The 23,009-nt window shown below is 57.3% G+C and carries 24 protein-coding genes and 1 other RNA gene; 11 read left to right on the top strand and 14 right to left on the bottom strand.

Features of this window, described 5'->3' with window-relative positions; translation table 11 throughout:
• Window positions 1-4 precede the first annotated feature (4 nt).
• Window positions 5-718: a bifunctional protein-disulfide isomerase/oxidoreductase DsbC gene (gene dsbC / locus ACMYSN_RS19140; RefSeq protein ID WP_123756564.1), complete on the bottom strand. Its 714-nt coding sequence runs from the start codon at window positions 716-718 to the stop codon at window positions 5-7.
• Window positions 719-741: 23 nt separating this feature from the next.
• The gene (xerD, locus tag ACMYSN_RS19135) at window positions 742-1,638 is read right to left on the bottom strand and encodes a site-specific tyrosine recombinase XerD (RefSeq protein ID WP_123756563.1); all 897 of its coding nucleotides are present in this window, start codon (window positions 1,636-1,638) and stop codon (window positions 742-744) included.
• Window positions 1,639-1,814: 176 nt separating this feature from the next.
• Between xerD and fldB the strand changes: the two genes are divergently transcribed.
• Window positions 1,815-2,336, top strand: a complete 522-nt coding sequence (gene fldB, locus ACMYSN_RS19130; RefSeq protein WP_123756562.1) for a flavodoxin FldB — start codon at window positions 1,815-1,817, stop codon at window positions 2,334-2,336.
• Between the two features lie 7 nt (window positions 2,337-2,343).
• Here the strand turns inward: fldB and ACMYSN_RS19125 are convergent, their stop codons facing one another.
• Both ACMYSN_RS19125 and sdhE read right to left on the bottom strand, forming a co-directional pair.
• Entirely contained in the window at window positions 2,344-2,754 is a 411-nt protein-coding gene (locus ACMYSN_RS19125; protein WP_462495804.1) for a protein YgfX, read from the bottom strand.
• Window positions 2,735-3,001 carry an FAD assembly factor SdhE gene (sdhE, locus tag ACMYSN_RS19120; protein WP_123756560.1) on the bottom strand — a complete coding sequence of 89 codons (267 nt, stop codon included), beginning with the start codon at window positions 2,999-3,001 and terminating at the stop codon, window positions 2,735-2,737. Before sdhE ends, ACMYSN_RS19125 begins: the two co-directional genes overlap by 20 nt.
• A gap of 294 nt (window positions 3,002-3,295) precedes the next feature.
• On the opposite strand from sdhE, the gene ygfZ reads away from it, so the two are divergent.
• A complete protein-coding gene (gene ygfZ / locus ACMYSN_RS19115) occupies window positions 3,296-4,279 on the top strand; it encodes a tRNA-modifying protein YgfZ (protein ID WP_462495803.1) in 984 nt (327 codons plus the stop codon).
• Window positions 4,280-4,347: 68 nt separating this feature from the next.
• Here ygfZ and trhA read toward each other — a convergent pair whose 3' ends face one another.
• Entirely contained in the window at window positions 4,348-5,007 is a 660-nt protein-coding gene (gene trhA / locus ACMYSN_RS19110) for a PAQR family membrane homeostasis protein TrhA (RefSeq protein ID WP_123756936.1), read from the bottom strand.
• A gap of 162 nt (window positions 5,008-5,169) precedes the next feature.
• Window positions 5,170-5,481: an ASCH domain-containing protein gene (gene yqfB, locus ACMYSN_RS19105; protein WP_462495802.1), complete on the bottom strand. Its 312-nt coding sequence runs from the start codon at window positions 5,479-5,481 to the stop codon at window positions 5,170-5,172.
• Between the two features lie 49 nt (window positions 5,482-5,530).
• On the opposite strand from yqfB, the gene ACMYSN_RS19100 reads away from it, so the two are divergent.
• The 6 genes from ACMYSN_RS19100 (at window position 5,531) to ACMYSN_RS19075 (ending at window position 11,468) form a co-directional block, all read left to right on the top strand.
• Window positions 5,531-6,259: a MurR/RpiR family transcriptional regulator gene (locus tag ACMYSN_RS19100; protein WP_462498289.1), complete on the top strand. Its 729-nt coding sequence runs from the start codon at window positions 5,531-5,533 to the stop codon at window positions 6,257-6,259.
• A 119-nt stretch (window positions 6,260-6,378) separates the two neighbouring features.
• Window positions 6,379-7,812, top strand: a complete 1,434-nt coding sequence (locus tag ACMYSN_RS19095; protein ID WP_434670346.1) for a 6-phospho-beta-glucosidase — start codon at window positions 6,379-6,381, stop codon at window positions 7,810-7,812.
• Window positions 7,813-7,946: 134 nt separating this feature from the next.
• The gene (locus ACMYSN_RS19090) at window positions 7,947-8,306 is read left to right on the top strand and encodes a copper resistance protein (protein ID WP_434670347.1); all 360 of its coding nucleotides are present in this window, start codon (window positions 7,947-7,949) and stop codon (window positions 8,304-8,306) included.
• Between the two features lie 48 nt (window positions 8,307-8,354).
• Entirely contained in the window at window positions 8,355-10,364 is a 2,010-nt protein-coding gene (locus ACMYSN_RS19085; RefSeq protein WP_462495801.1) for a protein-disulfide reductase DsbD family protein, read from the top strand.
• Between the two features lie 2 nt (window positions 10,365-10,366).
• The gene (locus ACMYSN_RS19080; RefSeq protein WP_462495800.1) at window positions 10,367-10,978 is read left to right on the top strand and encodes a DsbA family protein; all 612 of its coding nucleotides are present in this window, start codon (window positions 10,367-10,369) and stop codon (window positions 10,976-10,978) included.
• Window positions 10,968-11,468, top strand: coding sequence for a protein disulfide oxidoreductase (locus ACMYSN_RS19075; RefSeq protein ID WP_123756552.1), 501 nt, complete (start codon window positions 10,968-10,970; stop codon window positions 11,466-11,468). Before ACMYSN_RS19080 ends, ACMYSN_RS19075 begins: the two co-directional genes overlap by 11 nt.
• A gap of 52 nt (window positions 11,469-11,520) precedes the next feature.
• Here ACMYSN_RS19075 and ACMYSN_RS19070 read toward each other — a convergent pair whose 3' ends face one another.
• The 8 genes from ACMYSN_RS19070 to ACMYSN_RS19035 form a co-directional block, all read right to left on the bottom strand.
• Window positions 11,521-12,264 (bottom strand): SDR family oxidoreductase, encoded by a 744-nt coding sequence (locus ACMYSN_RS19070; RefSeq protein WP_462495799.1) that lies wholly within the window; start codon window positions 12,262-12,264, stop codon window positions 11,521-11,523.
• A gap of 60 nt (window positions 12,265-12,324) precedes the next feature.
• A complete protein-coding gene (gene gcvP, locus ACMYSN_RS19065; RefSeq protein ID WP_462495798.1) occupies window positions 12,325-15,198 on the bottom strand; it encodes an aminomethyl-transferring glycine dehydrogenase in 2,874 nt (957 codons plus the stop codon).
• A gap of 115 nt (window positions 15,199-15,313) precedes the next feature.
• Complete coding sequence (gcvH, locus tag ACMYSN_RS19060; protein ID WP_123756549.1) at window positions 15,314-15,703, bottom strand: glycine cleavage system protein GcvH; 390 nt, start codon at window positions 15,701-15,703, stop codon at window positions 15,314-15,316.
• A 24-nt stretch (window positions 15,704-15,727) separates the two neighbouring features.
• Complete coding sequence (gene gcvT, locus ACMYSN_RS19055; protein ID WP_154144032.1) at window positions 15,728-16,822, bottom strand: glycine cleavage system aminomethyltransferase GcvT; 1,095 nt, start codon at window positions 16,820-16,822, stop codon at window positions 15,728-15,730.
• Window positions 16,823-17,256: 434 nt separating this feature from the next.
• Window positions 17,257-18,459, bottom strand: a complete 1,203-nt coding sequence (gene ubiI / locus ACMYSN_RS19050; RefSeq protein WP_462495797.1) for a 2-octaprenylphenol hydroxylase — start codon at window positions 18,457-18,459, stop codon at window positions 17,257-17,259.
• 10 nt (window positions 18,460-18,469) lie between these two features.
• On the bottom strand, window positions 18,470-19,648 hold the full coding sequence (gene ubiH, locus ACMYSN_RS19045) for a 2-octaprenyl-6-methoxyphenyl hydroxylase (RefSeq protein WP_462495796.1): 1,179 nt from the start codon (window positions 19,646-19,648) through the stop codon (window positions 18,470-18,472).
• Window positions 19,645-20,961 (bottom strand): Xaa-Pro aminopeptidase, encoded by a 1,317-nt coding sequence (pepP, locus tag ACMYSN_RS19040; protein WP_462495795.1) that lies wholly within the window; start codon window positions 20,959-20,961, stop codon window positions 19,645-19,647. The genes ubiH and pepP overlap by 4 nt, the downstream gene beginning before the upstream one ends.
• Window positions 20,962-20,984: 23 nt before the next feature.
• Window positions 20,985-21,563, bottom strand: a complete 579-nt coding sequence (locus ACMYSN_RS19035) for a YecA/YgfB family protein (protein ID WP_434583143.1) — start codon at window positions 21,561-21,563, stop codon at window positions 20,985-20,987.
• Between the two features lie 165 nt (window positions 21,564-21,728).
• Here ACMYSN_RS19035 and zapA point away from each other — a divergent pair, with 165 nt between their 5' ends.
• From zapA to ACMYSN_RS19020, 3 genes are all read left to right on the top strand, one after another.
• Window positions 21,729-22,058, top strand: coding sequence for a cell division protein ZapA (zapA, locus tag ACMYSN_RS19030; RefSeq protein WP_041147162.1), 330 nt, complete (start codon window positions 21,729-21,731; stop codon window positions 22,056-22,058).
• Window positions 22,059-22,099: 41 nt separating this feature from the next.
• A non-coding RNA gene (gene ssrS, locus ACMYSN_RS19025) (6S RNA) lies at window positions 22,100-22,283 on the top strand.
• 126 nt (window positions 22,284-22,409) lie between these two features.
• The gene (locus tag ACMYSN_RS19020) at window positions 22,410-23,009 is read left to right on the top strand and encodes a 5-formyltetrahydrofolate cyclo-ligase (RefSeq protein WP_462495794.1); all 600 of its coding nucleotides are present in this window, start codon (window positions 22,410-22,412) and stop codon (window positions 23,007-23,009) included.

Below are 23,009 nucleotides of genomic sequence, written 5' to 3'. Positions count from 1 at the left end.
CGAATTATTTACCGCTTGTCTGTTTTTGATGCTCATCAAGGAAGGCTTTCAGCTCTTTCGGCCCCTGATAACCTGGCAGCACGTAGCCGTTGCTCAACACCATCGCCGGTGTCCCGTTCACGCCAAACTGCACGCCAAGCGTGTAGTGCTTGCTGATATCAACGTTGCAGCTCGCGGCCTGTACACCTTTGCCGGCCATGGCGTCATCCAGCGCTTTGTTGCGATCTTTCGCACACCAGATCGCTTTCATATCCTGCTCCGCCTGGCTTTGCAGCCCCTGGCGCGGGAAGGCCAGGTAGCGCACGGTGATCCCCAGCGCGTTATAGTCGCTCATCTCTTCGTGCAGCTTGTGGCAGTAGCCGCAGGTGATATCGGTGAACACGGTGATCACGTGTTTTTCCTGCGGCGCTTTATAGATGATCATCTCTTTTTCCAGCGCGTTCAGCTTGCCTACCAGCAACGCGTTGGTGACGTTAAGCGGCTGCGCGCCGCTGACGTCGTACATCGGCCCCTGGATGACATGTTTGCCGTCATCAGTCACGTACAGTACGCCGCTGTCGGTCAGCACGGTGCTCATCCCGGTAACCGGAGAAGGCTGAATATCCGTGCTCTGCACACCCAGCTTGGCCAATGACTGTTTGATGGCTGCTGTGTCAGCATGCGCGGCCCCGGACAGCGTTGCCGCCAGCAGAGTGAACATCAATAAACCGTTTTTCATACATCGTCCTTTTTAGTCAGCACTCACGCCCGTGGGTGATGCTGTTGATGAAGTTGTCTCAGACGCTCGGTCGCCACGTGGGTGTAGATCTGCGTCGTAGAGAGATCGCTATGTCCTAATAGCATCTGTACCACGCGCAAATCCGCGCCGTGGTTAAGTAAGTGCGTGGCAAACGCATGGCGTAACACATGCGGTGAAAGCTTCGCGCTATCGATGCCGGCCAGTACGGCATAGTGCTTAATCCGATGCCAGAAAGTCTGGCGCGTCATCTGCTGCGCGCGCTGGCTGGGGAAAAGCACATCGGAAGCCACACCGTTGAGCAGCCAGGGACGCCCGTACTCCAGGTAGTTCTCCACCCACAGCACCGCCTCTTCGCCAAGCGGAACCAGCCGTTCTTTATTCCCCTTACCGACCACCCGCAGCACCCCCTGACGCAGGCTGATATCGCTCATCGTCAGGCCAACCAGCTCCGATACGCGCAGGCCGGTGGCGTACAGCACCTCCAGCATCGCTTTATCGCGTAACTCTAAAGGCTGTTCGACCAACGGTGCCTGCAGCAGGCGATCGACCTGGGCTTCACTCAGATCTTTCGGTAGCCGCTGCGGCAGCTTCGGCGACGCCAGCAACGCGCTGGGATCGTCCGGGCGTACTTTTTCCCGGTACAGATGCTGAAAGAAGCGGCGCACGGCGCTTAACAAGCGCGCGGTGCTGGTGGCTTTATAGCCGCCGGTTTGTCTTTCAGCCAGCAGCGCCTGCAGGTCTTCGCCGCTAACGCTTATCAGGGTCAACGCGCGATGGTGCAGCCATTCCACCACCATGGTCAGATCCCGTCGGTAGGCACTGAGCGTATTTTCAGCAAGGTTACGCTCCAGCCACAACGCATCGAGAAACTGTTCGATTCGTGCAAGATCCTGTTCCACATCGGCCTCTTTGCTCGTTAAAACGGCTCCAGTATACCCAAATTAGTTGCCCTGCTGGGCAAAAACGGCAGCGCGGTGCTCTCAGACGTTGAACATACAACCTTAAGTATGCGGCCGGCGGTGCCTTTCTGATAAACTAAGCGCAAAGTCACAGCATGAATTGAGATGTTTACCCCATGAACATAGGTCTTTTTTACGGCTCCAGCACCTGCTACACCGAGATGGCGGCGGAGAAGATTCGCGATATCATCGGTCCGGAACTGGTGACGCTGCACAATCTGAAAGATGATTCCCCTGCCCTGATGACAGAATATGACGTGCTGATCCTCGGTATTCCGACATGGGATTTCGGCGAGATTCAGGAAGACTGGGACGCTATCTGGCAGCAGTTAGACACCCTGGATCTGCAGGATAAAATTGTGGCGATGTACGGCATGGGCGACCAACTGGGCTACGGCGAATGGTTCCTCGACGCGCTGGGCATGCTGCACGATAAGTTAATCACCAAAGGGGTGAAGTTTATCGGTTACTGGCCGACGGAAGGGTACGAATTCACCAGCCAGAAACCGATTATCGCCGATGGCCAGCTGTTCGTTGGCCTGGCGCTTGATGAAACAAACCAGTATGAGATGAGCGACGATCGCCTGCAGAACTGGTGCGAGCAGATCCTCGGCGAGATGGCTGAGCAGTTCGCCTGACTGGCTCTTAATCCTGCGCCGGTTTTTGTAATACCAACCGGCGCAAATCGCGCCACTCTTTTGCGTCCATACTGTCCGCCGCAACCCACAAATGCTGGCTGCGGTGCGTTTCGCTCTCCCGCAGGCGCAACAGCATACCGCTGTTAATCACCCAGGGTGTACCGACGATCTCCCACTCCACTTTTTGCCAGCGCAGACGCGAATCAGTCAGCAGTTTTATTTCTCCCCGACAGGCGTGGATCCGCCGCTGGCTGCGAACGCAGTCAAACACCACCAGCGACAGCAGTAACAGCCATAGCGGTGTGTAGCTCAGCGGCCAGGGCATGAGCAGCACTATCGCCGCCACAATGCCGTGAAGCAGCAGTGAAAACCACTGCGAACGCCAGGAGATGCGTAAATCAGATTGCCACAGGACCACGTTCCCGATTCCGAGTCTGGATTAATTTTACCATCCGTTGCAGTTGCGCATCCGCCGGTTCGCCATGGTTCATCAGCCAGTTGAACAGATCCGGATCGTCGTTTTCTAACAGACGAATGAACAGCAGCTTGTCGTCATCACTGAGCGTATCGTACTCATACTCAAAAAACGGCATGATAGAGATATCGAGTTCGCGCATACCCCGGCGGCATGCCCAGTGGATACGGGCTTTATTAGTAATGTCCATGTTGTCCTTCCAGCATAAAGATACACAGTGCATTCTTCAGGTTAGCGGGATGCGGCCTGATGAATGTTATTAGTAGGTTAGTTTAACCCGTTTTTTGCACTTACTTTACAGCAATATCGCAAACAGAGAACGCCACTCGCAAAAAACCATAAATTAACCATGGTTTTATCTACCTTCGTTGTCAGTTCGTTTAGCTCATCAGGGCACAAATCGCCTGCCAAAAGCGCTTGCATTGCACCATAGCTCTTTTACCATTAGTGACTCACTCTGCGTTAAGCTATTCAGGACATGACTATGGCTTTTACACCTTTTCCCCCGCGCCAGCCTTCCGCTTCCGCGCGTCTGCCGTTAACGCTGATGACGCTGGATGACTGGGCGCTGTCGACGATAACTGGTAAGGATGCCGAGAAGTATCTTCAGGGACAGATTACCGCCGATGTCAGCGCGCTGACCGACGATCGGCACCTGCTTGCCGCGCACTGTGATGCCAAGGGCAAGATGTGGAGCAACCTGCGGGTCTTCCATCGCCAGGGTGGCTATGCCTGGATCGAACGCCGCAGCCTGCGCGACGCGCAGCTGACCGAACTGAAAAAATACGCGGTATTCTCCAAAGTCGCCATTGCCGCCGACGATGAACACGTCCTGCTGGGCGTTGCTGGTTTCCAGGCCCGCGCCGCGCTGGCGCCGCTGTTTAGCGAGCTGCCCGGCAGCGACAAACCGCTGGTGACCGACGGCGCCACCAGCCTGCTGTGGTTTGAGCATCCGGCAGAGCGTTTCCTGCTGGTGACCGATGTCGCAACCGCCACCCGCATCACCGATGCGCTGCGCAGCGATGCCCAACTGAACAACAGCCAGCAGTGGCTGGCGTTGAATATCGAAGCGGGCCTGCCGGTCATTGACAGCGCCAACAGCGCGCAGTTCATTCCGCAAGCCACTAACCTGCAGGCGCTGGGCGGCATCAGCTTTAAAAAAGGCTGCTACACCGGGCAGGAGATGGTCGCGCGAGCTAAATTCCGCGGCGCCAACAAGCGTGCGCTGTGGTATCTGGCGGGTAAAGCCAGCCGCGTGCCGCAGGCCGGGGAAGATCTTGAGCTGAAGATGGGCGACAACTGGCGCCGGACCGGCACCGTGCTGGCCGCGGTTCAGCTGGATGATGGCAATCTGCTGGTGCAGGTAGTAATGAATAACGACATGGAGCCGGACAGCGTGTTCCGCGTGCGCGATGATGCCGGCACCTTAAGCATCGTTCCGCTGCCGTACTCGTTAGAAGAGAGTTAAGGCTCGCAGGCCTGCTGTTCCGATAACCGCCGCGCCGCCGGGGATCTCCCGATGGCGCGGCGTTTTCGTTACACCTGGCCGACGTACAAATAGATCGCCAGGAAATGACAGACGCTGCCGCCCAGCACAAAGCCGTGCCAGATAGCATGGTTATAAGGGATGCGCTTGCAGACGTAGAAGATAACCCCCAGCGAATAGACGACCCCGCCCACCGCCAGTAGCGTGACGCCACCTGCCGCCAGCTTGATTGCCAGCTGATACACCACGATTAATGACAGCCAACCCATCGTCAGATAGGTCACCAGCGAGAGGATCTTGAAGCGATGCGCGATGGTGAGCTTAAACAAAATCCCCAGCAGCGCCAGGCTCCAGATGACGATCATCAGGCCCCGTGAGAGCGGCGAATTGAGCCCCACCAGCAAAAAAGGGGTATAGGTCCCGGCAATCAGCAGATAGATGGCGCAGTGGTCGAATTTTTTCAGCCACTGCTTAGCCCGCTGATGAGGGATCGCGTGATAGAGCGTGGACGCGAGAAACAGCATGATCATGCTGCCGCCATACAGGCTGTAGCTGGTAATTGCCGTGGCGCTGGCGTTGCTGTCAATCGCCTGAACCAGCAGGAGCACCAGACCGACGATACCGAACACCAGCCCGATTCCATGGCTGATACTGTTGGCAATTTCCTCTGCCAAAGAATAACCCTGTGTGATTAATGGCTTGCGAACCATATTTGACTCCGAAAACAAGAACGCTTTCAATGCACACCTAGGGTAACTGAGAATGATTCCAGTGAACACCTGTTAGCTAAAATAAAAAGATGTATTTTTGTTAATTCAATAAAATCATCAAGTTAAATTATATTTTTCGCCTAACACTCGTTCGCTGTTTTGTTAAAGCTTTTTAAATTCAATAACATAAAACTGGTCATCATCAGGGTAGATCTCGCCGATCACCTGGCGCAGCTGCGGCAGCGTCATATTCTCCTGTTGCGCGTGGCGTTCTGTCAGCGTATCGAGCGTAACCGTCGAGGTTGCCACCACCTGAATCGTACAAAAATAGCCGTCATCTTCATAGCGACCAACCCGCAGCACGTTCCCGGTTTTAAAATGCGATTCGGCAGCATCGCGGATGGTGATCGTTTTCCGCCCGGCAAGGATGTCGTCCTGAAAGCGTTGAAAAAAAGTTATGTCATTCGGCTGCATGATATAATTCCCTCCTGGTCATTATGAATTGTGAGTTGTTACTGTGAGCATGTTCTCCCACGCTGCGATCGCCAGTCTCAATAATCTTGAGATGATGGTCTACCACTACGTCATCAAAAATCGTGACAAGGTGATGTACATGACCATTCGCGAACTGGCAGAAGCCTCCGGCGTCTCCACGACGACCGTCCTGCGCTTTTGTCGCAAACTGCAGTGTGAAGGATACTCGGAGTTTCGCGTACGCTTTAAATTATATCTCGAGCAGAACGAGCCTCAACAGGCAAATATCGGCGCCAGCGAAATCATGAGCTTTTTTAAAAGCGTCAATAATGACGAATTTGATAATTTACTCGACCGCGCCGTCGATATTATTCTGGCTTCAGAGCGTATTATATTTGTTGGTGCTGGCACCTCCGGCGCCCTCGCGAAATATGGCGCACGTTTTTTCTCTAACGTCGGAAAATTCAGCAACCATATCGACGACCCTTATTTCCCGGTAACCAACGATATGGCCCGTAACGCACTGGCGATCGTCCTGTCCGTCTCCGGGGAAACCGAAGAGATCCTGCGCTTCGCCAGCCAGTTCAGCCTGCACAACTGCAAGGTGATGTCGGTCACCAGCCATGAACACTCGCGGCTGGCAAAGCTTGCGGACTTCAACCTCTCCTGGCACGTGCCGCAAACCCGCATTGGCGGCGTATACGATATTACGACCCAAATTCCGGTCATATATATTCTGGAATCCCTCGGACGTAAATTAGCCCGCAAACTGGCCTGAAAATAACACCCTGTTTTTTCGATGTAACATATTCCACGTCGCGGGAATTGTTATATCGTGACATTTATATTCCCTTTGTTAGACTCAAAATCAGATGCTATTTGATGAGATCAGCAAAGATGAAAAAAATCACTTTACCGAAAGACTTTTTGTGGGGCGGCGCGGTAGCGGCGCACCAGGTGGAAGGCGGCTGGAATAAAGACGGCAAAGGCCCGAGCATTTGTGACGTACTGACCGGCGGCGCTCACGGCGTTCCGCGCGAAATCACCCATGAAGTGGAAGCCGGGAAATACTATCCGAACCATGAAGCCATCGACTTCCATGGCCGCTACAAAGAAGACATCAAACTGTTTGCCGAGATGGGCTTCAAATGTTTCCGTACCTCCATCGCCTGGACCCGTATCTTCCCGCTGGGTGATGAAACGCAGCCCAACGAAGAAGGGCTGAAGTTCTATGACGACATGTTTGATGAGCTGCTGAAATACAACATCGAGCCGGTTATCACCCTCTCCCACTTTGAAATGCCGCTGCATCTGGTGCAGCAGTACGGTGGCTGGACCAACCGTAAAGTGGTCGATTTCTTTGTGCGTTTCGCTGAAGTGGTGTTCGAGCGCTATAAGCACAAAGTGAAATACTGGATGACCTTTAACGAGATCAACAACCAGCGTAACTGGCGCGCGCCGCTGTTCGGCTATTGCTGCTCCGGCGTGGTCTATACCGAGCATGAAAACCCGGAAGAGACCATGTACCAGGTGCTGCATCACCAGTTCGTTGCCAGCGCCCTGGCGGTGAAGGCGGCGCGGCGCATCAACCCGCAGATGCAGGTTGGCTGCATGCTGGCGATGGTGGCGCTCTATCCGTTCTCCTGTAAACCTGAAGATGTGATGTTCGCTCAGGAATCCATGCGTGAACGCTACGTCTTTACCGACGTACAGCTGCGCGGTTACTACCCGACCTACGTCCTGAACGAATGGGAACGCCGCGGCTTCAACATCGTAATGGAAGCCGGCGATGAGCAGATCCTCCGTGAAGGCACCTGCGATTATCTCGGCTTCAGCTACTACATGACCAACGCGGTCAAAGCGGAAGGCGGCAGCGGCGATGCGATCTCTGGCTTTGAAGGCAGCGTGCCGAACCCGCACGTGAAAGCGTCCGACTGGGGCTGGCAGATTGACCCGGTTGGCCTGCGCTACGCGCTGTGCGAACTGTATGAACGCTACCAGAAACCGCTGTTTATCGTAGAAAACGGCTTTGGCGCTTACGACAAAGTCGAAGCAGACGGCAGCATCAACGACGACTACCGTATCGACTATCTCCGCGCCCACGTGGAAGAGATGATCAAAGCGGTCACCTATGATGGCGTCGATCTGATGGGCTACACCCCGTGGGGCTGCATCGACTGCGTCTCCTTCACCACCGGGCAGTACAGCAAGCGCTACGGCTTTATCTACGTCAACAAGCATGACGATGGTACCGGCGACATGTCCCGCTCGCGCAAGAAAAGCTTCAACTGGTACAAAGACGTCATCGCCAGCAACGGCGAAAAGCTCTGATTGTCCCTCGCACGCTTCCTCTCCCCATCCGGGGAGAGGAAAATCCCCTGTCTTACAGACACTTCTTTACAGCTTTAACATTGCTAAAACCTGCCCGCCCGATAAGATAAGCCTCGTGAATTATTGAGGCGATAATGATTAAGCGACAGCGAAAAGCCATTCTTCTTGTAGCCCTTGCCTGTCTGGTGGTGCTGGTATGCACCGCGCAGCGTATGGCCGGGCTGCATGCGCTTGTCATGAACGCCACGGCCGTGACGCAATCGGCCCAGCAGGGACCAGAGACGGCGGAAGCGCCGGTGACGCCCTGCGAGCTGAGCGCGAAATCTCTACTGGCATCGCCGCCGGTGCTGTTCGAAGGCGCCTTACTGGCTGTCGCGCTGTTACTGACGTTGCTGGCGGCGATCCCGCCCCGCATCGAGCGTCTCTGGCCTCCCCGCGTTATCTCCCCTCCCCGGCTACGGGTGCATCTGCGATTGTGCGTTTTCCGTGAATGAGCAATTTCCTGAACACTCAGGTTAATTAATCATTTATGGAGAAAATTTATGTTTATGGTATTCAGGCGACTCCTGGTCTGCCTGCTTTGGCTATGGCTGCCCGTCAGTCAGGCTGCCGACAGCGGCTGGTTACGCGCCACCGATAATCAACACGCCAGCGTCCGGCTGCGCGCCCAGAGCGAAAGCAGCAATACCGCACGCCTGCTGCTGGATGTGAAACTGGAAAAAGGCTGGAAAACCTACTGGCGATCGCCCGGTGAAGGTGGCATTGCGCCCGCCATCGTCTGGAATACGCCGCTGGGTGTTACCTGGCACTGGCCAACCCCGCAGCGCTTTGACGTCGCGGGCATATCCACCCAGGGCTACCACGACCGCGTCAGCTTTCCGTTGGAGATCCGCGGCCCGCTGCCACAGACCCTGAGCGGCGTGCTGACGCTATCCACCTGCAGCAACGTCTGTATTCTCACCGACTACCCCTTCTCACTGGAGATGAGCGCCTCACCGGGAGACGCCTTTGGCTACGATTTCACCCGGGCGCTGGGTACGCTGCCGCGACCGGATGGCCTGACGTCCCGACTGACCTCAGCCTATCGCGATGGAAAACTGACGGTAACGGCAGTGCGCGACGCCGGCTGGCAGCAGCCCGCGCTGTTTATCGACAGCATGGATGATGTCGACTTTGGCAAACCGACGTTCTCGCTGAAAGACGATACTCTTATCGCGCAGATCCCGGTCACCGACAGCTGGGGTGAGACGGCGCCCAACCTGAGCGGCAAACACCTGTCGTTGGTCCTTGCCGACAGCGGGCAGGCGCAGGAGAGCGCGCTGACTATTGACCCGGGATCCCCGGTAGCAGTGCCGTCGCTATGGTGGGTGCTGCTGATGGCGCTGGCGGGCGGCCTGATCCTCAACGTGATGCCCTGCGTGCTGCCGGTGCTGGCCATGAAGCTCGGGTCGCTGGTGCAGAGCGGCGGGCAGGAGCGCGGCGTGGTGCGCCGGCAGTTCATGGCCTCGGTCTGCGGGATCGTCGTCTCATTTCTGGCGCTGGCGCTGATGATGACTCTGCTGCGCCTGGGCAACCAGGCGCTGGGCTGGGGAATTCAGTTCCAGAACCCGTGGTTTATTGGCGCGATGGCGCTGGTGATGGTGCTGTTCAGCGCCAGCCTGCTGGGCCTGTTTGAGATCCGCCTTTCCTCCGGCACCAGCACCTTTCTGGCCACCCGCGGCGGCCATGGGCTGATGGGCCATTTCTGGCAGGGAGCATTTGCGACACTGCTGGCAACCCCCTGCACCGCACCGTTTCTCGGCACCGCCGTCTCGGTCGCACTGGTGGCGCCGCTTCCGCTGCTGTGGGGGATTTTCTTCGCCATGGGGGTGGGCATGAGTCTGCCGTGGCTGCTGGTCGCCGCCTGGCCGGGACTCGCCCGACATCTGCCGCGCCCTGGACGCTGGATGAACATCATGCGCGTGGGGCTCGGGTTGATGATGCTGGGCTCATCGCTGTGGCTGATTAGCCTGCTGACGGTGCATCTCGGCCAGATGCCGGTTATTGCGCTGGTCGTGCTGCTGGCGTTGGCGTTGCTGCTGGCAATCCTCTGGCGCTACCGTTGGCGCACCGCGATGTGGGCCGGCGTTCTGGCGCTTGCGGTTGCCGGAGCCTTCACGCTGTTTATGCAGCCTGATAGTCAGGCGTCGCGGCGCGACCGCGTCAACTGGCAGCCCCTCACTGAACAGGCGATTATCGACGCACTGGCGAACCACCAGCGGGTGTTTATCGATGTCACCGCCGACTGGTGCGTGACCTGTAAAGCCAATAAATACAACGTGCTGCTGCGTGACGATGTCCAGCGCGCGCTATCGGAACCGGACGTGGTCGCCCTGCGCGGCGACTGGAGTCGGCCATCGGCAACCATCAGCCGTTTCCTGACGTCCCGCGGCAGCGCCGCCGTTCCCTTTAATCAAATCTACGGACCGGGAATACCGCAGGGCCACGTGCTGCCCCCGCTGTTAAACCGCGACGAACTCCTCGCCACCCTGTCTGATGCGAAAGGTCAATAATCATGCGAATCATCACCGCTCTGTTTCTGCTGTGTCTGTCCACCTTCAGCCTGGCCGCCCCGGCTGAACAAGCCGACTCATCCGCCGACGACCAGCTGGCAAAGCTGCTGTTCAACGACCCCGACAGCCCGCGACTTGGCGCCAAAAATCCGCGCCTGACGATCGTTTCGTTTACCGATTACAACTGCCCCTACTGCAAGCAGTTCGATCCGCAGTTGGAGAAGATCGTTCGCGAGAATCCTGACGTTCTGTTGATCGTGAAGCTGCTGCCGTTTAAAGGCCAGAGCTCGGCCAACGCCGCCAAAGCCGCGCTCTCTACATGGCGCCAGCAGCCGGATAAATTCTGGCCGCTGCACCAGCGTCTGATGGCGAAAAAAGGTTACCACGATGATGCCAGCATTCTTGCCGCCCGCCAGAAAACAGCAACCGACGGCGTAAAGATTGATGACCAGACTATGGATCCCCTCAAGATGAACCTGATTTTGTCGCAGGTGCTGAATATTCAGGGCACCCCGGCGACAATCATCGGCGATCAGATGGTTGCCGGCGCCATTCCCTATGACGATCTGGAGGAGCTGGTGAAAACGCAGCTGGCAAAAGCCGATGGTCAGTAAATTACGCCGCTGGCTACGCGAGCTGGTGATTCTGCTGTTACTCGCCGCGGCGCTCATCGCCGGGATGGATTATCTGCGCCAGCCCGCGCTGCCGCAGAACTTTACCAGCACGCCATTACAGACGCTGGATGGCAAAACGGTCGATCTGGCCGCCATGAGCCAACAGCGCCCGTTGCTGCTCTACGTCTGGGCGACCTGGTGCGGGGTCTGTCGCTACACCACGCCGTCGGTCTCAGCCCTGGCGAGCCGCGGGGAAAACGTGATGTCGGTGGCGCTGCGCTCCGGGGACGATGCCGCTCTGGCACGCTGGCTGGCGCAGAAAAAGCTAATGCTGCCAACGGTGAACGATCCCCAGGGCCAGCTTTCCCGGCAGTGGGATGTTCAGGTCACGCCGACGCTGATCGTTATCTCCGGCGGTGAAGTGAAGTCGGTCACCACCGGCTGGACCAGCAGTTGGGGAATGCGCCTGCGGTTGTGGCTGGCGTCGTAGCCCCCGGCTTGCGCTGGGCTTAGCCGGAGTTATAAGTGGTGTGGGGCGGCGGTTATTTGCCGCCGGCCAGTTCGAGGAAACTACCGGTCACGTAGGAGGCCTTGTCGCTCAGCAGCCAGGCGATAGCCTGCGCGACTTCCTCGGGCTGACCGCCGCGTTGCATCGGTAGCGCGGCTTTTACCCGATCCACCCGCCCCGGCTCACCGCCGCTGGCGTGCATCTCGGTATAGATAAAGCCAGGGCGTACGCCGTTTACGCGAATGCCCTGCGCCGCCACTTCCAGCGCCAGCCCGGTGGTCAATGTATCCACGGCGCCTTTCGACGCGGCATAATCTACATATTCACCTGCCGCCCCCAACCTTGATGCCGCCGACGAGACGTTGACGATCGCCCCGCCTTTACCGTCATGCCTGAATGACATCCGCTTTACCGCCTCGCGACAGCAGAGGAAATAGCCGGTGACATTGGTGCTCAGCACCTGGTTAATCCGCTCGGCGGTCAGGTTTTCAATGGTGCTCTGGGTAAACAGGATCCCCGCGTTGTTGACCAGGGCGGTCAACGGTTCATCCAGCTTATCGATACTGTCGAACATCGCCATGACCTGGGCTTCATCGCTGATATCCGCAGGTAGCGCCACTGCCTTGCCGCCCAGAATGACAATCTCATTCACCACCGCCATCGCGGCATTGATATTGCGGTGGTAATTAACCACCACGGTATAGCCTTCCTGCGCCAGCAGCAACGCGGTTGCCTTGCCAATACCCCGGCTGGCGCCGGTAATCAGTGCTAAAGCCATATGACTCTCCCAAAAAATAAAGGCGCCGAAGCGCCTTTAAAAGATAGTCCAGTCAGCTAATTACTGGTATTCGCTCATCGGGACGCAGGAGCAGAACAGGTTGCGGTCACCGTAGACATCGTCCAGACGTTTCACCGTCGGCCAGTATTTGTTGTCCAGACCTGCCGGGAATACCGCCATCTCACGGGTATACGGGTGCAGCCATTCAGCCACCAGCTCGCCCTGAGTATGCGGCGCGTTCACCAGCGGATTATCTTCCAGCGGCCATTCACCCGCTTTCACACGGTCGATTTCACCACGAATCGCCAGCATCGCGTCGATGAAGCGGTCCAGCTCGACTTTGCTTTCCGATTCGGTCGGCTCAACCATCAGGGTTCCGGCTACCGGGAAGGACATGGTCGGCGCATGGAAGCCAAAGTCGATCAGACGCTTGGCGATATCCAGCTCGCTGATGCCGGTCTCTTCTTTCAGCGGACGAATATCAAGAATACATTCGTGCGCCACACGGCCGTCGCGACCGGTATAGAGCACCGGGAACGCCTCTTTCAGACGGGTCGCGATGTAGTTGGCATTGAGGATAGCCACCTGGCTCGCCTGCTTCAGCCCTTCTGCGCCCATCATGCGGATGTACATCCAGCTGATTGGCAGAATAGATGCGCTGCCGAACGGTGCGGCAGATACCGCGCCCTGACGGGTCAGCATACCTTCAATCTGCACCACGCTATGGCCCGGAACAAACGGTGCCAGGTGCGCTTTGACGCCAATCGGTCCCATACCCGGGCCACCGCCGCCGTGCGGAATGCAGAAGGTTTTATGCAGGTTAAGGTGCGACACGTCCGCGCCGATAAAGCCTGGCGAGGTGATGCCCACCTGAGCATTCATGTTGGCGCCGTCGAGATAAACCTGGCCGCCGAACTGATGCACGATTTCGCACACTTCGCGGATAGTCTCTTCGTACACGCCGTGAGTGGACGGGTAGGTGACCATGATGCAGGAGAGATTCTCACCCGCCTGCTCCGCCTTCAGGCGCAGATCCGCGAGATCAATGTTGCCATTTTTATCACAGGCCACCACCACCACCTGCATGCCGGCCATCTGTGCCGATGCCGGGTTGGTGCCGTGCGCAGAGCTTGGGATCAGGCAGATATCACGATGGCCTTCATTGCGGCTCTCGTGGTAGTGGCGAATCGCCAGCAGACCCGCGTACTCGCCCTGTGCGCCGGAGTTCGGCTGCATGCAGACGGCGTCGTAACCGGTCAGTTTAACCAGCCAGTCGGAGAGCTGGGCGATCATCTGATGATAACCTTCTGCCTGTTCTGCCGGGCAGAACGGGTGCAGCTCGGCAAATTCCGGCCAGGTGATCGGGATCATTTCTGCCGCAGCGTTAAGCTTCATGGTGCAGGAACCCAGCGGGATCATCGCCTGATTCAGCGCCAGATCCTTACGCTCCAGCGAGTGCATGTAGCGCATCATCTCGGTTTCGCTATGGTAGCGATTGAACACCGGGTGCGTCAGGATCGCATCATCACGCAGCATGCTTTCCTGGATAGAACGGCTGTCGAGCGCCACGTCTTTATCCAGCGTGTCGATATCCAGACCGTGATTGTCACCGATAATAGCGCGGAACAGGTTCATGACATCTTCGCGGGTGGTCGCTTCGTCGAGAGTGATGCCGACCGCGTTGTGAATATCGCTGCGCAGGTTAATTTCCAGCGCTTCAGCGCGTGCCAGCACTGCGGCTTTGTCGGCCACTTCTACGCATAAGGTGTCGAAGTAGTGCGCATGGCGCAGCTTCAGCCCTTTTTTCTGCAGCCCGTCGGCGAGGATATCCGTCAGGCGATGGATGCGGCTGGCGATACGCTTCAGACCCGCAGGCCCGTGGAACACCGCGTACAGGCTGGCGATGTTGGCCAGCAGCACCTGGGAAGTACAGATATTGGAGTTCGCTTTCTCGCGGCGGATATGCTGCTCACGAGTCTGCATCGCCATACGCAGCGCGGTATTGCCCGCGGCATCTTTCGATACGCCGATGATACGGCCAGGCATAGAGCGTTTGAATTCATCTTTCGCGGCGAAGAAGGCCGCGTGCGGGCCGCCGTAGCCCATCGGTACGCCGAAACGCTGGGCGGAACCGAAGACGATATCGGCACCCTGCTTGCCCGGAGCGGTCAGCAGAACCAGCGTCATAAAGTCTGCCGCGACGCTGACCACGACTTTGCGTGCTTTCAGCTCGGAGATAAGTTTGCTGTAGTCGTGAATTTCACCGGTGGTGCCAACCTGCTGCAGCAGTACGCCAAACACGTCCTGATGGTCGAGGGCTTTTTCAGCATCATCAACGATAACGTCAAAACCAAAGGTTTCAGCACGGGTGCGGACCACGTCGAGGGTCTGCGGGTGAATATCCGCGGCCACGAAGAAGCGGTTAGCATTTTTCAGTTTGCTAACGCGTTTAGCCATCGCCATCGCTTCTGCCCCGGCGGTAGCTTCATCGAGCAGGGATGCGGAGGCAATATCCAGACCGGTCAGATCGAGGGTCACCTGCTGGAAATTCAGCAGCGACTCCAGACGACCCTGGGAGACTTCCGGCTGATACGGCGTATAGGCGGTGTACCAACCCGGGTTTTCCAGCATATTGCGCTGAATAACCGGCGGCAGCTGCACGGCGGTGTAACCCATGCCGATGTAAGACTTGAAGCGCTTGTTACGACCGGCTACCGCCTTCAGTTCCGCCAGCGCGGCAAATTCGGTGGTTGCGTCACCCACCTGCGGTGGGGTCGCCAGCTGAATATCCTGCGGCACAATCTGGCCAATCAGGGCGTTAAGCGAGTCGGCGCCGACGGTTTTCAGCATCTCTTGCTGTTGCTGAGCATCCGGGCCGATGTGACGTTCAATAAAGGCGCCGCGGTTTTCAAGCTGACCTAAAGTCTGAGTCATGAGCGATGGTTCCTGAAACGTGCAGTGAATCGTATGTGTCTTTACTTATCTGAACAGGCAAAAATCATTCACGCCGCCGGCGCCTGGCGCCCGCAGCGTGAAAGAGGCAACGCGGTTATTCGTTTTCCAGCAGCGCAGCGTAAGCCGCCGCATCCAGCAACGCCGCAACCTGCGCTTCATCACTGGCCTTGATTTTAAAGATCCAGCCGTCAGCGTACGGGTCGCTGTTCACCAGCTCAGGAGAGTCATTCAGCTCTTCGTTAACGGCCACAATCTCGCCGCTCACCGGGGCATAAATATCAGATGCCGCTTTTACCGACTCGGCAACCGCACAGTCGTCGCCCGCTTCAACGGTCGCGCCGACGTCCGGCAGGTCAACGAAGACCATATCGCCAAGCAGTTCCTGAGCATGTTCGGTGATCCCAACGGTGTAGGTGCCGTCAGCTTCTTTGCGCAGCCATTCGTGTTCTTTACTGTATTTCAGTTCTGCTGGTACGTTGCTCATCAATTGATCTCCAAAAAGGGGGAATCACACTACGGCTTTGCCGTTGCGTACAAAAACAGGTTTAGTGACCTTGACCGGCATTTCGCGGTTGCGAATCTGCACGATGGCCGTTTCGCCGATACCGGCAGGTACGCGCGCCAGCGCGATACTGTAGCCCAGCGTCGGGGAGAAGGTGCCACTGGTAATAATACCTTCTTTCTGATTGCCCTCGGCATCGCTAAAGCGCACCGGCAGTCCGCCGCGCAGTACGCCTTTCTCGGTCATCACCAGGCCCACCAGCTGCTCGGTACCTTTTTCACGCTGCAACTCCAGCGCTTCACGGCCGATGAACGCACGGTCAGCCGGTTCCCAGGCAATGGTCCAGCCCATGTTGGCGGCCAGCGGAGAGATGCTTTCGTCCATCTCCTGACCATACAGGTTCATCCCGGCTTCCAGACGTAAGGTATCGCGCGCGCCCAGGCCGCAAGGCTTCACGCCAGCGTCGAGCAGACCACGCCAGAAATCGGCTGCCTGTTCATTTGGCAGCGCAATTTCGTACCCGGCTTCACCGGTGTAACCGGTGGTTGCAATAAACAGATCGCCAGCCTGCACGCCAAAGAAGGGTTTCATCCCGGCAACGGCCTGGCGCTGCGCCTCGGTGAGCAGGGTCGCTGCTTTCTCTTTCGCCTGCGGTCCCTGTACGGCAATCAGTGAAAGATCGTCGCGGACGGTCATTTCAAGACCATACGGCTCAGCCTGCTGGGTGATCCAGGCGAGGTCTTTTTCACGGGTGGCGGAGTTAACAACGAGGCGGAAATAATCTTCAGAGAGGAAATAGACAATCAGGTCATCGATGACGCCGGCGGAGGCGGTAAGCATGCCGCTATAGAGCGCTTTGCCGGGGACCGTGAGCTTCGCCACGTCGTTCGCCAGCAAATAGCGCAAGAACTCCCGAATGCGGCTGCCGTGGAAGTCGACGATGGTCATGTGTGATACATCGAACATTCCGGCATCGCTGCGCACCGCGTGGTGCTCATCAATCTGGGAACCGTAATGCAGCGGCATCATCCAGCCATGGAAGTCCACCATGCGAGCGCCGCACAGCGTGTGTTGTTCATACAACGGAGTCTGTTGAGCCATCTTTTCCTCATCGAGTAAAACGCAAGCAGCTACGAGTTGAGCGAGATTGTCCGGGCGATTTCACACGATAAAATCGACCGCCGGTGCCGTTATCAGACGCCGACGCAAACGTTCTCTTTTGCCTGAACTTACCACCGAACCCGGCGCTAAACCATAAGCTAAATCAGGACATCACATTAGCTTATGACCAAAATTCGCCAGAAAGACTACAGAGTTATCGACTGGAAAAAAGCGATTTATGCCACATAAAATTAACATCAATCGCCAATAACGCCGAGCATGATGGTATTTTATGCGAAAAACCGGGCCTATTTTCCGTGACTAAAAACGACAAACATTAATAAAACTAATGCGAAAAAATGGGTGAGATTAGTTTATTTCAAATGAGAAGGGAAAACCCGGCGCGAGGGCCGGGAAAGAGAAGTGTGACGGGCTTAACGTAACCAGCTGGGGAGATCGTTCAGTCCCATCGCCTGACGAATAAGCTGCGGTTTGACGCCCGGCAAGGTATCCGCCAGCTTGAGGCCGATATCGCGCAGCAGTTTCTTCGCCGGGTTGCTGCCGGAGAACATTTCACGAAAGCCCTGCATCCCCGCCAGCATCATCGCGGCGCTGTGTTTGCGGCTGCGCTCATAGCGGCGCAGATACAGATGCTGACCAATATCTTTGCCCTGCGCATGCAGGCGTCTGAGTTCATCGATAAGCTCTGCGGCATCCATAAAGCCCAGGTTAACCCCCTGCCCGGCCAGCGGATGGATGGTGTGGGCGGCGTCGCCAACCAGCGCGAGACGATGGGCGGCAAACTGACGAGCGTAGCGGCCGGTCAGCGGGAATACCTGACGCTCGCTTTCCACGTGGCACAGTCCCAGCCGATTATCGAAAGCGATATTCAGTGCCTGATTAAAGGCGGCGTCATCCGCCTGCTGCATCCGTTGCGCTTCCTGCGGCGACAGCGACCAAACGATAGAGCACAGGTGCGGGTCGCTTAACGGCAGAAAGGCCAGAATGCCGTCACCGTGGAACGCCTGGCGGGCAATCGCCTGATGGGGCTCTTCGGTGCGGATCGTGGCCACCAGCGCATGATGGCGATAGTCCCAGAAGGTCAGCGGGATGTCCGCCTTGTTGCGCAACCATGAGTTCGCACCGTCGGCACCTACCACCAGTCGGGCTGTCAGCATCGTCCCGTCCTGCAGACTCAGGAAGGCCTCGTTTTCGCCCCACGCCACCTGTTGCAACTGTGCCGGTGCCAGCAGCGTCACATCAGCGCAGCGCTGGGCTTTCTGCCACAAGGCGTGATGGACAATGGCGTTTTCAATAATATGACCCAGATGACTAAAGCCCATGCTGCGATCGTCGAAGCAAATACGGCCAAAGCTGTCTTTATCCCACACTTCCATTCCGTGGTAACAGCTGGCGCGCTGGGCAAGGATTGCCGGCCAGACATCCAGCTTGCTAAGCAGTTTTTCGCTGGCGGCGTTAATGGCCGAAACCCGCAGCGCCGGCGGCGCGTCGGCGTTCAACGGCTGTGGCTCAGATTGTTCCAGTACCGCAACCCGCAGCCCGCTCCCCTGTAAACCACAGGCGACCGCTAACCCCACCATGCCTCCGCCAACAATGGCAACATCAACACTTTGCACGTTCAACTCCTTAACGGGGAACCCAACCGAGGGTACGCTGCGCCAGCGCATCACGCGCCGGAGTAAATAATTCCATGGCCATCAGACCCGCGTTGCGCCCCGCCACCAGCGGCGCCCAACGATTGGCAAACAGATGCACCAGCCCATCGGTCACGCCGATAGTGACGGTTTTGTCATCCGCCCGCCGCGCCTGATAATCGCACAATAGCGAATAGTCACCGGGATCCTGGCCGTTCGCACTGGCCTGCGCCAGCAGTTCTGCCAGACTCATAACATCCCGCAGGCCCAGGTTAAAACCCTGACCTGCGATGGGATGCAGGGTCTGCGCCGCGTTGCCGACCAGCGCCAGACGATGCGCAACCGGGCGCGTCGCGGTGGTCAGCGCCAGGGGATAAACGCTACGCGTGCCGGCATGGGTGATACGTCCCAACCGCCAGCCGAATGCCTGCTGCAGCCGTTCGCAAAACTCCGCGTCAGACCAGCCCAGCACAGCATCACGCTGCGATTGCGGGTGACACCATACCAGTGAACAGCGGCCCTGCGACATGGGGAGCATCGCCAGCGGGCCATGCTCGGTAAAGCGTTCAAAAGCCCGCCCTTCATGGGACAAGGCGGTACTGACGTTGGCGATCACCGCCAGTTGTTCATAGGGCTGTTGCTGCCAGCTCATGCCGCAGCGGGCGCCCAGCGTGGAGCGCGAACCGTCGGCGGCCACCAGCAGCTTACCGCTAAGCGTCTGACCGCTGTCCAGCGTGATACTGACGCCATCCTCCCATCGGCTGACGTCTTCCACTTTCGCCGGACAGTGCAGAGTGATACCCGGCGCGTCACGCAGTTGCGCAAACAGGCGCTGGCCAATATCGTGGAGCTCGACGACCTGCCCCAGCGCGGCCAGGTTGTAATCCTGCGCATCAAGTGTGACAAAGCCCGCATGCCCACGATCGCTGACGTGGACTCGCTGAATCGGTGTCGCGCAATCGGCTATCCCCTGCCAGATACCAACTCGTGCCAATTGCTGACAGGTGCCGGCCGCCAGCGCAATAGCGCGAGCGTCAAAGCCAGGGTGTTGCGACGAATCCGGCTGTGCGGCCTCCACCAGATGCACCGCTAGCGCTCCTCTGGTCAGGCGAGAAATTGCCAGCGCCAGCGTCGCGCCGGTCATCCCACCGCCAACGATCAGTATGCTCATGATTGCCGGGCCGCCGCCATCAGCGCCTCGATATCGTCGGCGTTTTTCACCACGCCTGCGGTCAGGTTTTCGTTACCGTCTGCAGTGATCACGATATCGTCTTCAATGCGCACGCCAATCCCGCGATACTGCGGCGGAACATCGGCATCGACGGCAATGTAAAGACCCGGTTCAACGGTCAGCACCATACCCGGCTCCAGAAGACGCGAGCGTTCAACATCGTAGAAGCCCACATCATGGACATCCAGCCCCAGCCAGTGGCTCAGGCCATGCATGAAGTAAGGCCGATGGGCGTTGTTCGCAATCAGCTCGTCCACTTCGCCTTTCAGGATACCGAGGCGCACCAGACCGCTAATCATGATGCGCACCACCTGCTGGTTCACCTGTTGAATCGAGGTGCCGGGACGGAAAAGCGTCAGCGCCGTGTCGAGCGATTCGAGGACGATATCGTAAATGTCGCGCTGTGCCGGGCTGAATTTGCCGTTCACCGGGAACGTACGGGTGATGTCCCCGGCATAGCCGCGATACTCGCAGCCGGCGTCAATCAGGACCAGATCGCCATCGCGCAGTTCGGATTCGTTTTCGGTGTAGTGAAGAATACAGCCGTTTTCTCCGCCGCCCACGATGGTGTTGTAGGACGGGAAACGTGCACCGTGGCGGGTAAATTCATGCAGAATTTCCCCTTCCAGCTGGTATTCAAACATCCCCGGGCGGCAGTGCTGCATCGCGCGGGTGTGGGCCAGCGCGGAAATCTCACCGGCACGACGCATGACTTCCAGCTCTTCCGCTGATTTAAACAGGCGCATTTCATGCACCATCGGCCGCCAGTCAACCACCGAGCCTGGCGCCTGCAGATTCTGGCGCGAGCCTTTGCGCAGTTTATCAAGCGCGTTGAAGACAATTTTGTCCGCGTAGTCATATTCGCCCTGCGCAAAGTAGATAGCGTCAAGGCCGTTGAGCAACTGGAACAACTGCTGATTAATTTCGCTAAATGCGAGGGCGCGATCGACACCCAGCTTCGCCGGTGCCGCATCCTGCCCAAGACGGCGACCGAACCAGATCTCGGCGGTTAAATCGCGGACGCGGTTAAACAGCACGCTATGGTTGTGGGTGTCGTCGCTTTTAATCAACACCAGCAGGGCTTCCGGCTCATTAAATCCCGTGAAGTACCAAAAATCGCTGTTCTGCCGGTAGGGATATTCTGAATCTGCGCTACGTACCGCTTCCGGTGCGGCAAAAATCAGCGCCGCGCTGCCTGGCTGCATCTGCGCCAACAGTGCCTGGCGACGAGAAAGAAATTCCTGCTGTGTCATGACGCCCCCTCAACAAATTATTGTTAGTGTAATGTTGGCTTGCGAACTTCCGGTGCGGTTGGCTGCTGGCGCGAGAAGGTTTCGTGGCACAGCAGCGCGGCGACACGCACATACTCGATAATCTCTTCCAACGACATTTCCAGCTCTTCCTGGTCTTCGTCTTCGTCGTAACCGAGTTGCGCAATATTGCGCAGGTCGTCGATGGCTTCCCCGGCTTCGTCTTTGACTTTATCCAGTTTTGGCTGAGTCACGCCAAGGCCCAGCAGGAAGTGGTTAACCCAGCCGGCCAGCGCATCCGCGCGTTCAAACACGCTCACGTCATCGCCCTCCGGCAGATAGAGTTGGAATAAGAAACCGTCATCTTCCAGAGAGTCGCTGGTCTGGGAGTGCATGCTACGCAGAGACTCAGCCAGTTCGTGACCAAAGGCGAGGCCTTCGTTGGTCAGGTCGTGGACCAGCGGCTGCCAGCTGCTGTCTTTGTTGCCGCCGCACAGGATCCCACTGATTAAACCGTGCATTTCGGCAGGGGTTAAGCCCACCCCCTGTTGGTTCAGTAACTGGTCTACCGCGCGGTAGCCAGGCATTTCGTTCTGTATAGACATGCGCATTCGTCATCATTGGGAGGAATATTCATGGTATGCTACCACTTTGGACCCTGGTGAACCAGAATGGGGCTTGTACCTTCGCACCAGGGTAGCTATAGTGTCGCCCCTTCGCAGGCCCGGTACGGGCGTGAAGGCCGCGCAGTCAATCAGCAGGAAGGTGGCATGTCTGCACAACCCGTCGATCTCCAAATTTTTGGCCGTTCACTTCGTGTGAATTGCCCGCCTGAACAAAGGGATGCTTTGAGTCAGGCAGCTGATGACCTGAATCAGCGGTTGCAAGATTTAAAAGAACGCACTAGAGTCACAAATACTGAGCAGCTGGTCTTCATCGCCGCGTTGAACATCAGCTATGAGTTGACTCAGGAAAAAGCGAAAACCCGCGATTACGCCTCCAGTATGGAACAGCGTATTCGGATGCTTCAGCAGACCATCGAACAAGCGTTGCTTGAGCAAGGTCGCATAAGCGAAAGAACCGGGCCGAAGTTTGAATAACACTTTGCAATTAACTGTGTTAGAGTAAGAACCAGAACAAAATTTCTCTGAGATGTTTGCAAGCGGGCCAGTCCCCTGAGCCGATATTTCATACCACAAGAATGTGGCGCTCCACGGTTGGTGAGCATGCTCGGTCCGTCCGAGAAGCCTTAAAACTGTGACGACGCATTCACCTTGAACCAAGGGTTCAAGGGTTACAGCCTGCGGCGGCATCTCGGAGATTCCCTTCTTTTCTGTTCGACCCCTCTTTGTGTCATTTTCGGTTTTTATCACCTTGTGTATTACACTACGCCAACACGCATCCATGGCTATTCGCGCATAGTGCGCGCGTGCCAACGCAGGTGGCTTAACATGACTCAACTTTGCGACACCCAAGCAACCCGACAGCAGATCCGTCAACAAATTCGCCAGCGTCGCCGCGCGCTAACGCCCGAGCAACAGACCCAGTTTGCCCTGCAGGGCGCCGATCGCATGATGGCCTACCCGCCGGTGGTTCTGGCGCAAAACGTGGCGCTGTTCTTATCCTTTGATGGCGAGCTTGATACCCAGCCGCTGATCGACCAGCTGTGGCGCGCCGGTAAGCGAGTCTACCTTCCGGTGCTCCACCCTTTTAGCCCGGGAAACCTGCTGTTTTTGCACTATCACCCGCACAGCGAGCTGGTCACAAACCGGCTGAGAATCGACGAGCCTAAACTTGATGTGCGCGACGTCCTGCCGCTGAGCCAGCTCGACGTGCTGATTGTCCCGCTGGTGGCTTTTGATGCCGCCGGGCAGCGTCTGGGTATGGGAGGAGGGTTCTACGACAGGACCTTACAAAACTGGCAGGCGTATCGTCTGCAGCCCGTAGGCTACGCTCACGATTGCCAGCAGGTAGACGCACTGCCAACAGCCCACTGGGATGTGCCACTGCCTGCCGTCATCACGCCGTCGACATGCTGGCAGTGGTCGTAA

This window comes from Klebsiella sp. R445 (assembly GCF_051131755.1).
GTDB classification, from domain to species: Bacteria; Pseudomonadota; Gammaproteobacteria; order Enterobacterales; family Enterobacteriaceae; genus Klebsiella; species Klebsiella lignicola.
This window is presented reverse-complemented; position numbering and strand designations above follow the sequence as displayed.

Bases quoted from the DNA above. Each gene is read 5' to 3' on its own strand.
- dsbC (WP_123756564.1), bottom strand. From the start codon at position 718: ATGAAAAACGGTTTATTGATGTTCACTCTGCTGGCGGCAACGCTGTCC.
- fldB (WP_123756562.1), top strand. From the start codon at position 1,815: ATGAACATAGGTCTTTTTTACGGCTCCAGCACCTGCTACACCGAGATG.
- sdhE (WP_123756560.1), bottom strand. From the start codon at position 3,001: ATGGACATTACTAATAAAGCCCGTATCCACTGGGCATGCCGCCGGGGT.
- ygfZ (WP_462495803.1), top strand. From the start codon at position 3,296: ATGGCTTTTACACCTTTTCCCCCGCGCCAGCCTTCCGCTTCCGCGCGT.
- trhA (WP_123756936.1), bottom strand. From the start codon at position 5,007: ATGGTTCGCAAGCCATTAATCACACAGGGTTATTCTTTGGCAGAGGAA.
- yqfB (WP_462495802.1), bottom strand. From the start codon at position 5,481: ATGCAGCCGAATGACATAACTTTTTTTCAACGCTTTCAGGACGACATC.
- ACMYSN_RS19100 (WP_462498289.1), top strand. From the start codon at position 5,531: ATGTTCTCCCACGCTGCGATCGCCAGTCTCAATAATCTTGAGATGATG.
- ACMYSN_RS19095 (WP_434670346.1), top strand. From the start codon at position 6,379: ATGAAAAAAATCACTTTACCGAAAGACTTTTTGTGGGGCGGCGCGGTA.
- ACMYSN_RS19090 (WP_434670347.1), top strand. From the start codon at position 7,947: ATGATTAAGCGACAGCGAAAAGCCATTCTTCTTGTAGCCCTTGCCTGT.
- ACMYSN_RS19085 (WP_462495801.1), top strand. From the start codon at position 8,355: ATGTTTATGGTATTCAGGCGACTCCTGGTCTGCCTGCTTTGGCTATGG.
- ACMYSN_RS19080 (WP_462495800.1), top strand. From the start codon at position 10,367: ATGCGAATCATCACCGCTCTGTTTCTGCTGTGTCTGTCCACCTTCAGC.
- ACMYSN_RS19075 (WP_123756552.1), top strand. From the start codon at position 10,968: ATGGTCAGTAAATTACGCCGCTGGCTACGCGAGCTGGTGATTCTGCTG.
- ACMYSN_RS19070 (WP_462495799.1), bottom strand. From the start codon at position 12,264: ATGGCTTTAGCACTGATTACCGGCGCCAGCCGGGGTATTGGCAAGGCA.
- gcvP (WP_462495798.1), bottom strand. From the start codon at position 15,198: ATGACTCAGACTTTAGGTCAGCTTGAAAACCGCGGCGCCTTTATTGAA.
- gcvH (WP_123756549.1), bottom strand. From the start codon at position 15,703: ATGAGCAACGTACCAGCAGAACTGAAATACAGTAAAGAACACGAATGG.
- gcvT (WP_154144032.1), bottom strand. From the start codon at position 16,822: ATGGCTCAACAGACTCCGTTGTATGAACAACACACGCTGTGCGGCGCT.
- ubiH (WP_462495796.1), bottom strand. From the start codon at position 19,648: ATGAGCATACTGATCGTTGGCGGTGGGATGACCGGCGCGACGCTGGCG.
- pepP (WP_462495795.1), bottom strand. From the start codon at position 20,961: ATGACACAGCAGGAATTTCTTTCTCGTCGCCAGGCACTGTTGGCGCAG.
- ACMYSN_RS19035 (WP_434583143.1), bottom strand. From the start codon at position 21,563: ATGTCTATACAGAACGAAATGCCTGGCTACCGCGCGGTAGACCAGTTA.
- zapA (WP_041147162.1), top strand. From the start codon at position 21,729: ATGTCTGCACAACCCGTCGATCTCCAAATTTTTGGCCGTTCACTTCGT.
- ACMYSN_RS19020 (WP_462495794.1), top strand. From the start codon at position 22,410: ATGACTCAACTTTGCGACACCCAAGCAACCCGACAGCAGATCCGTCAA.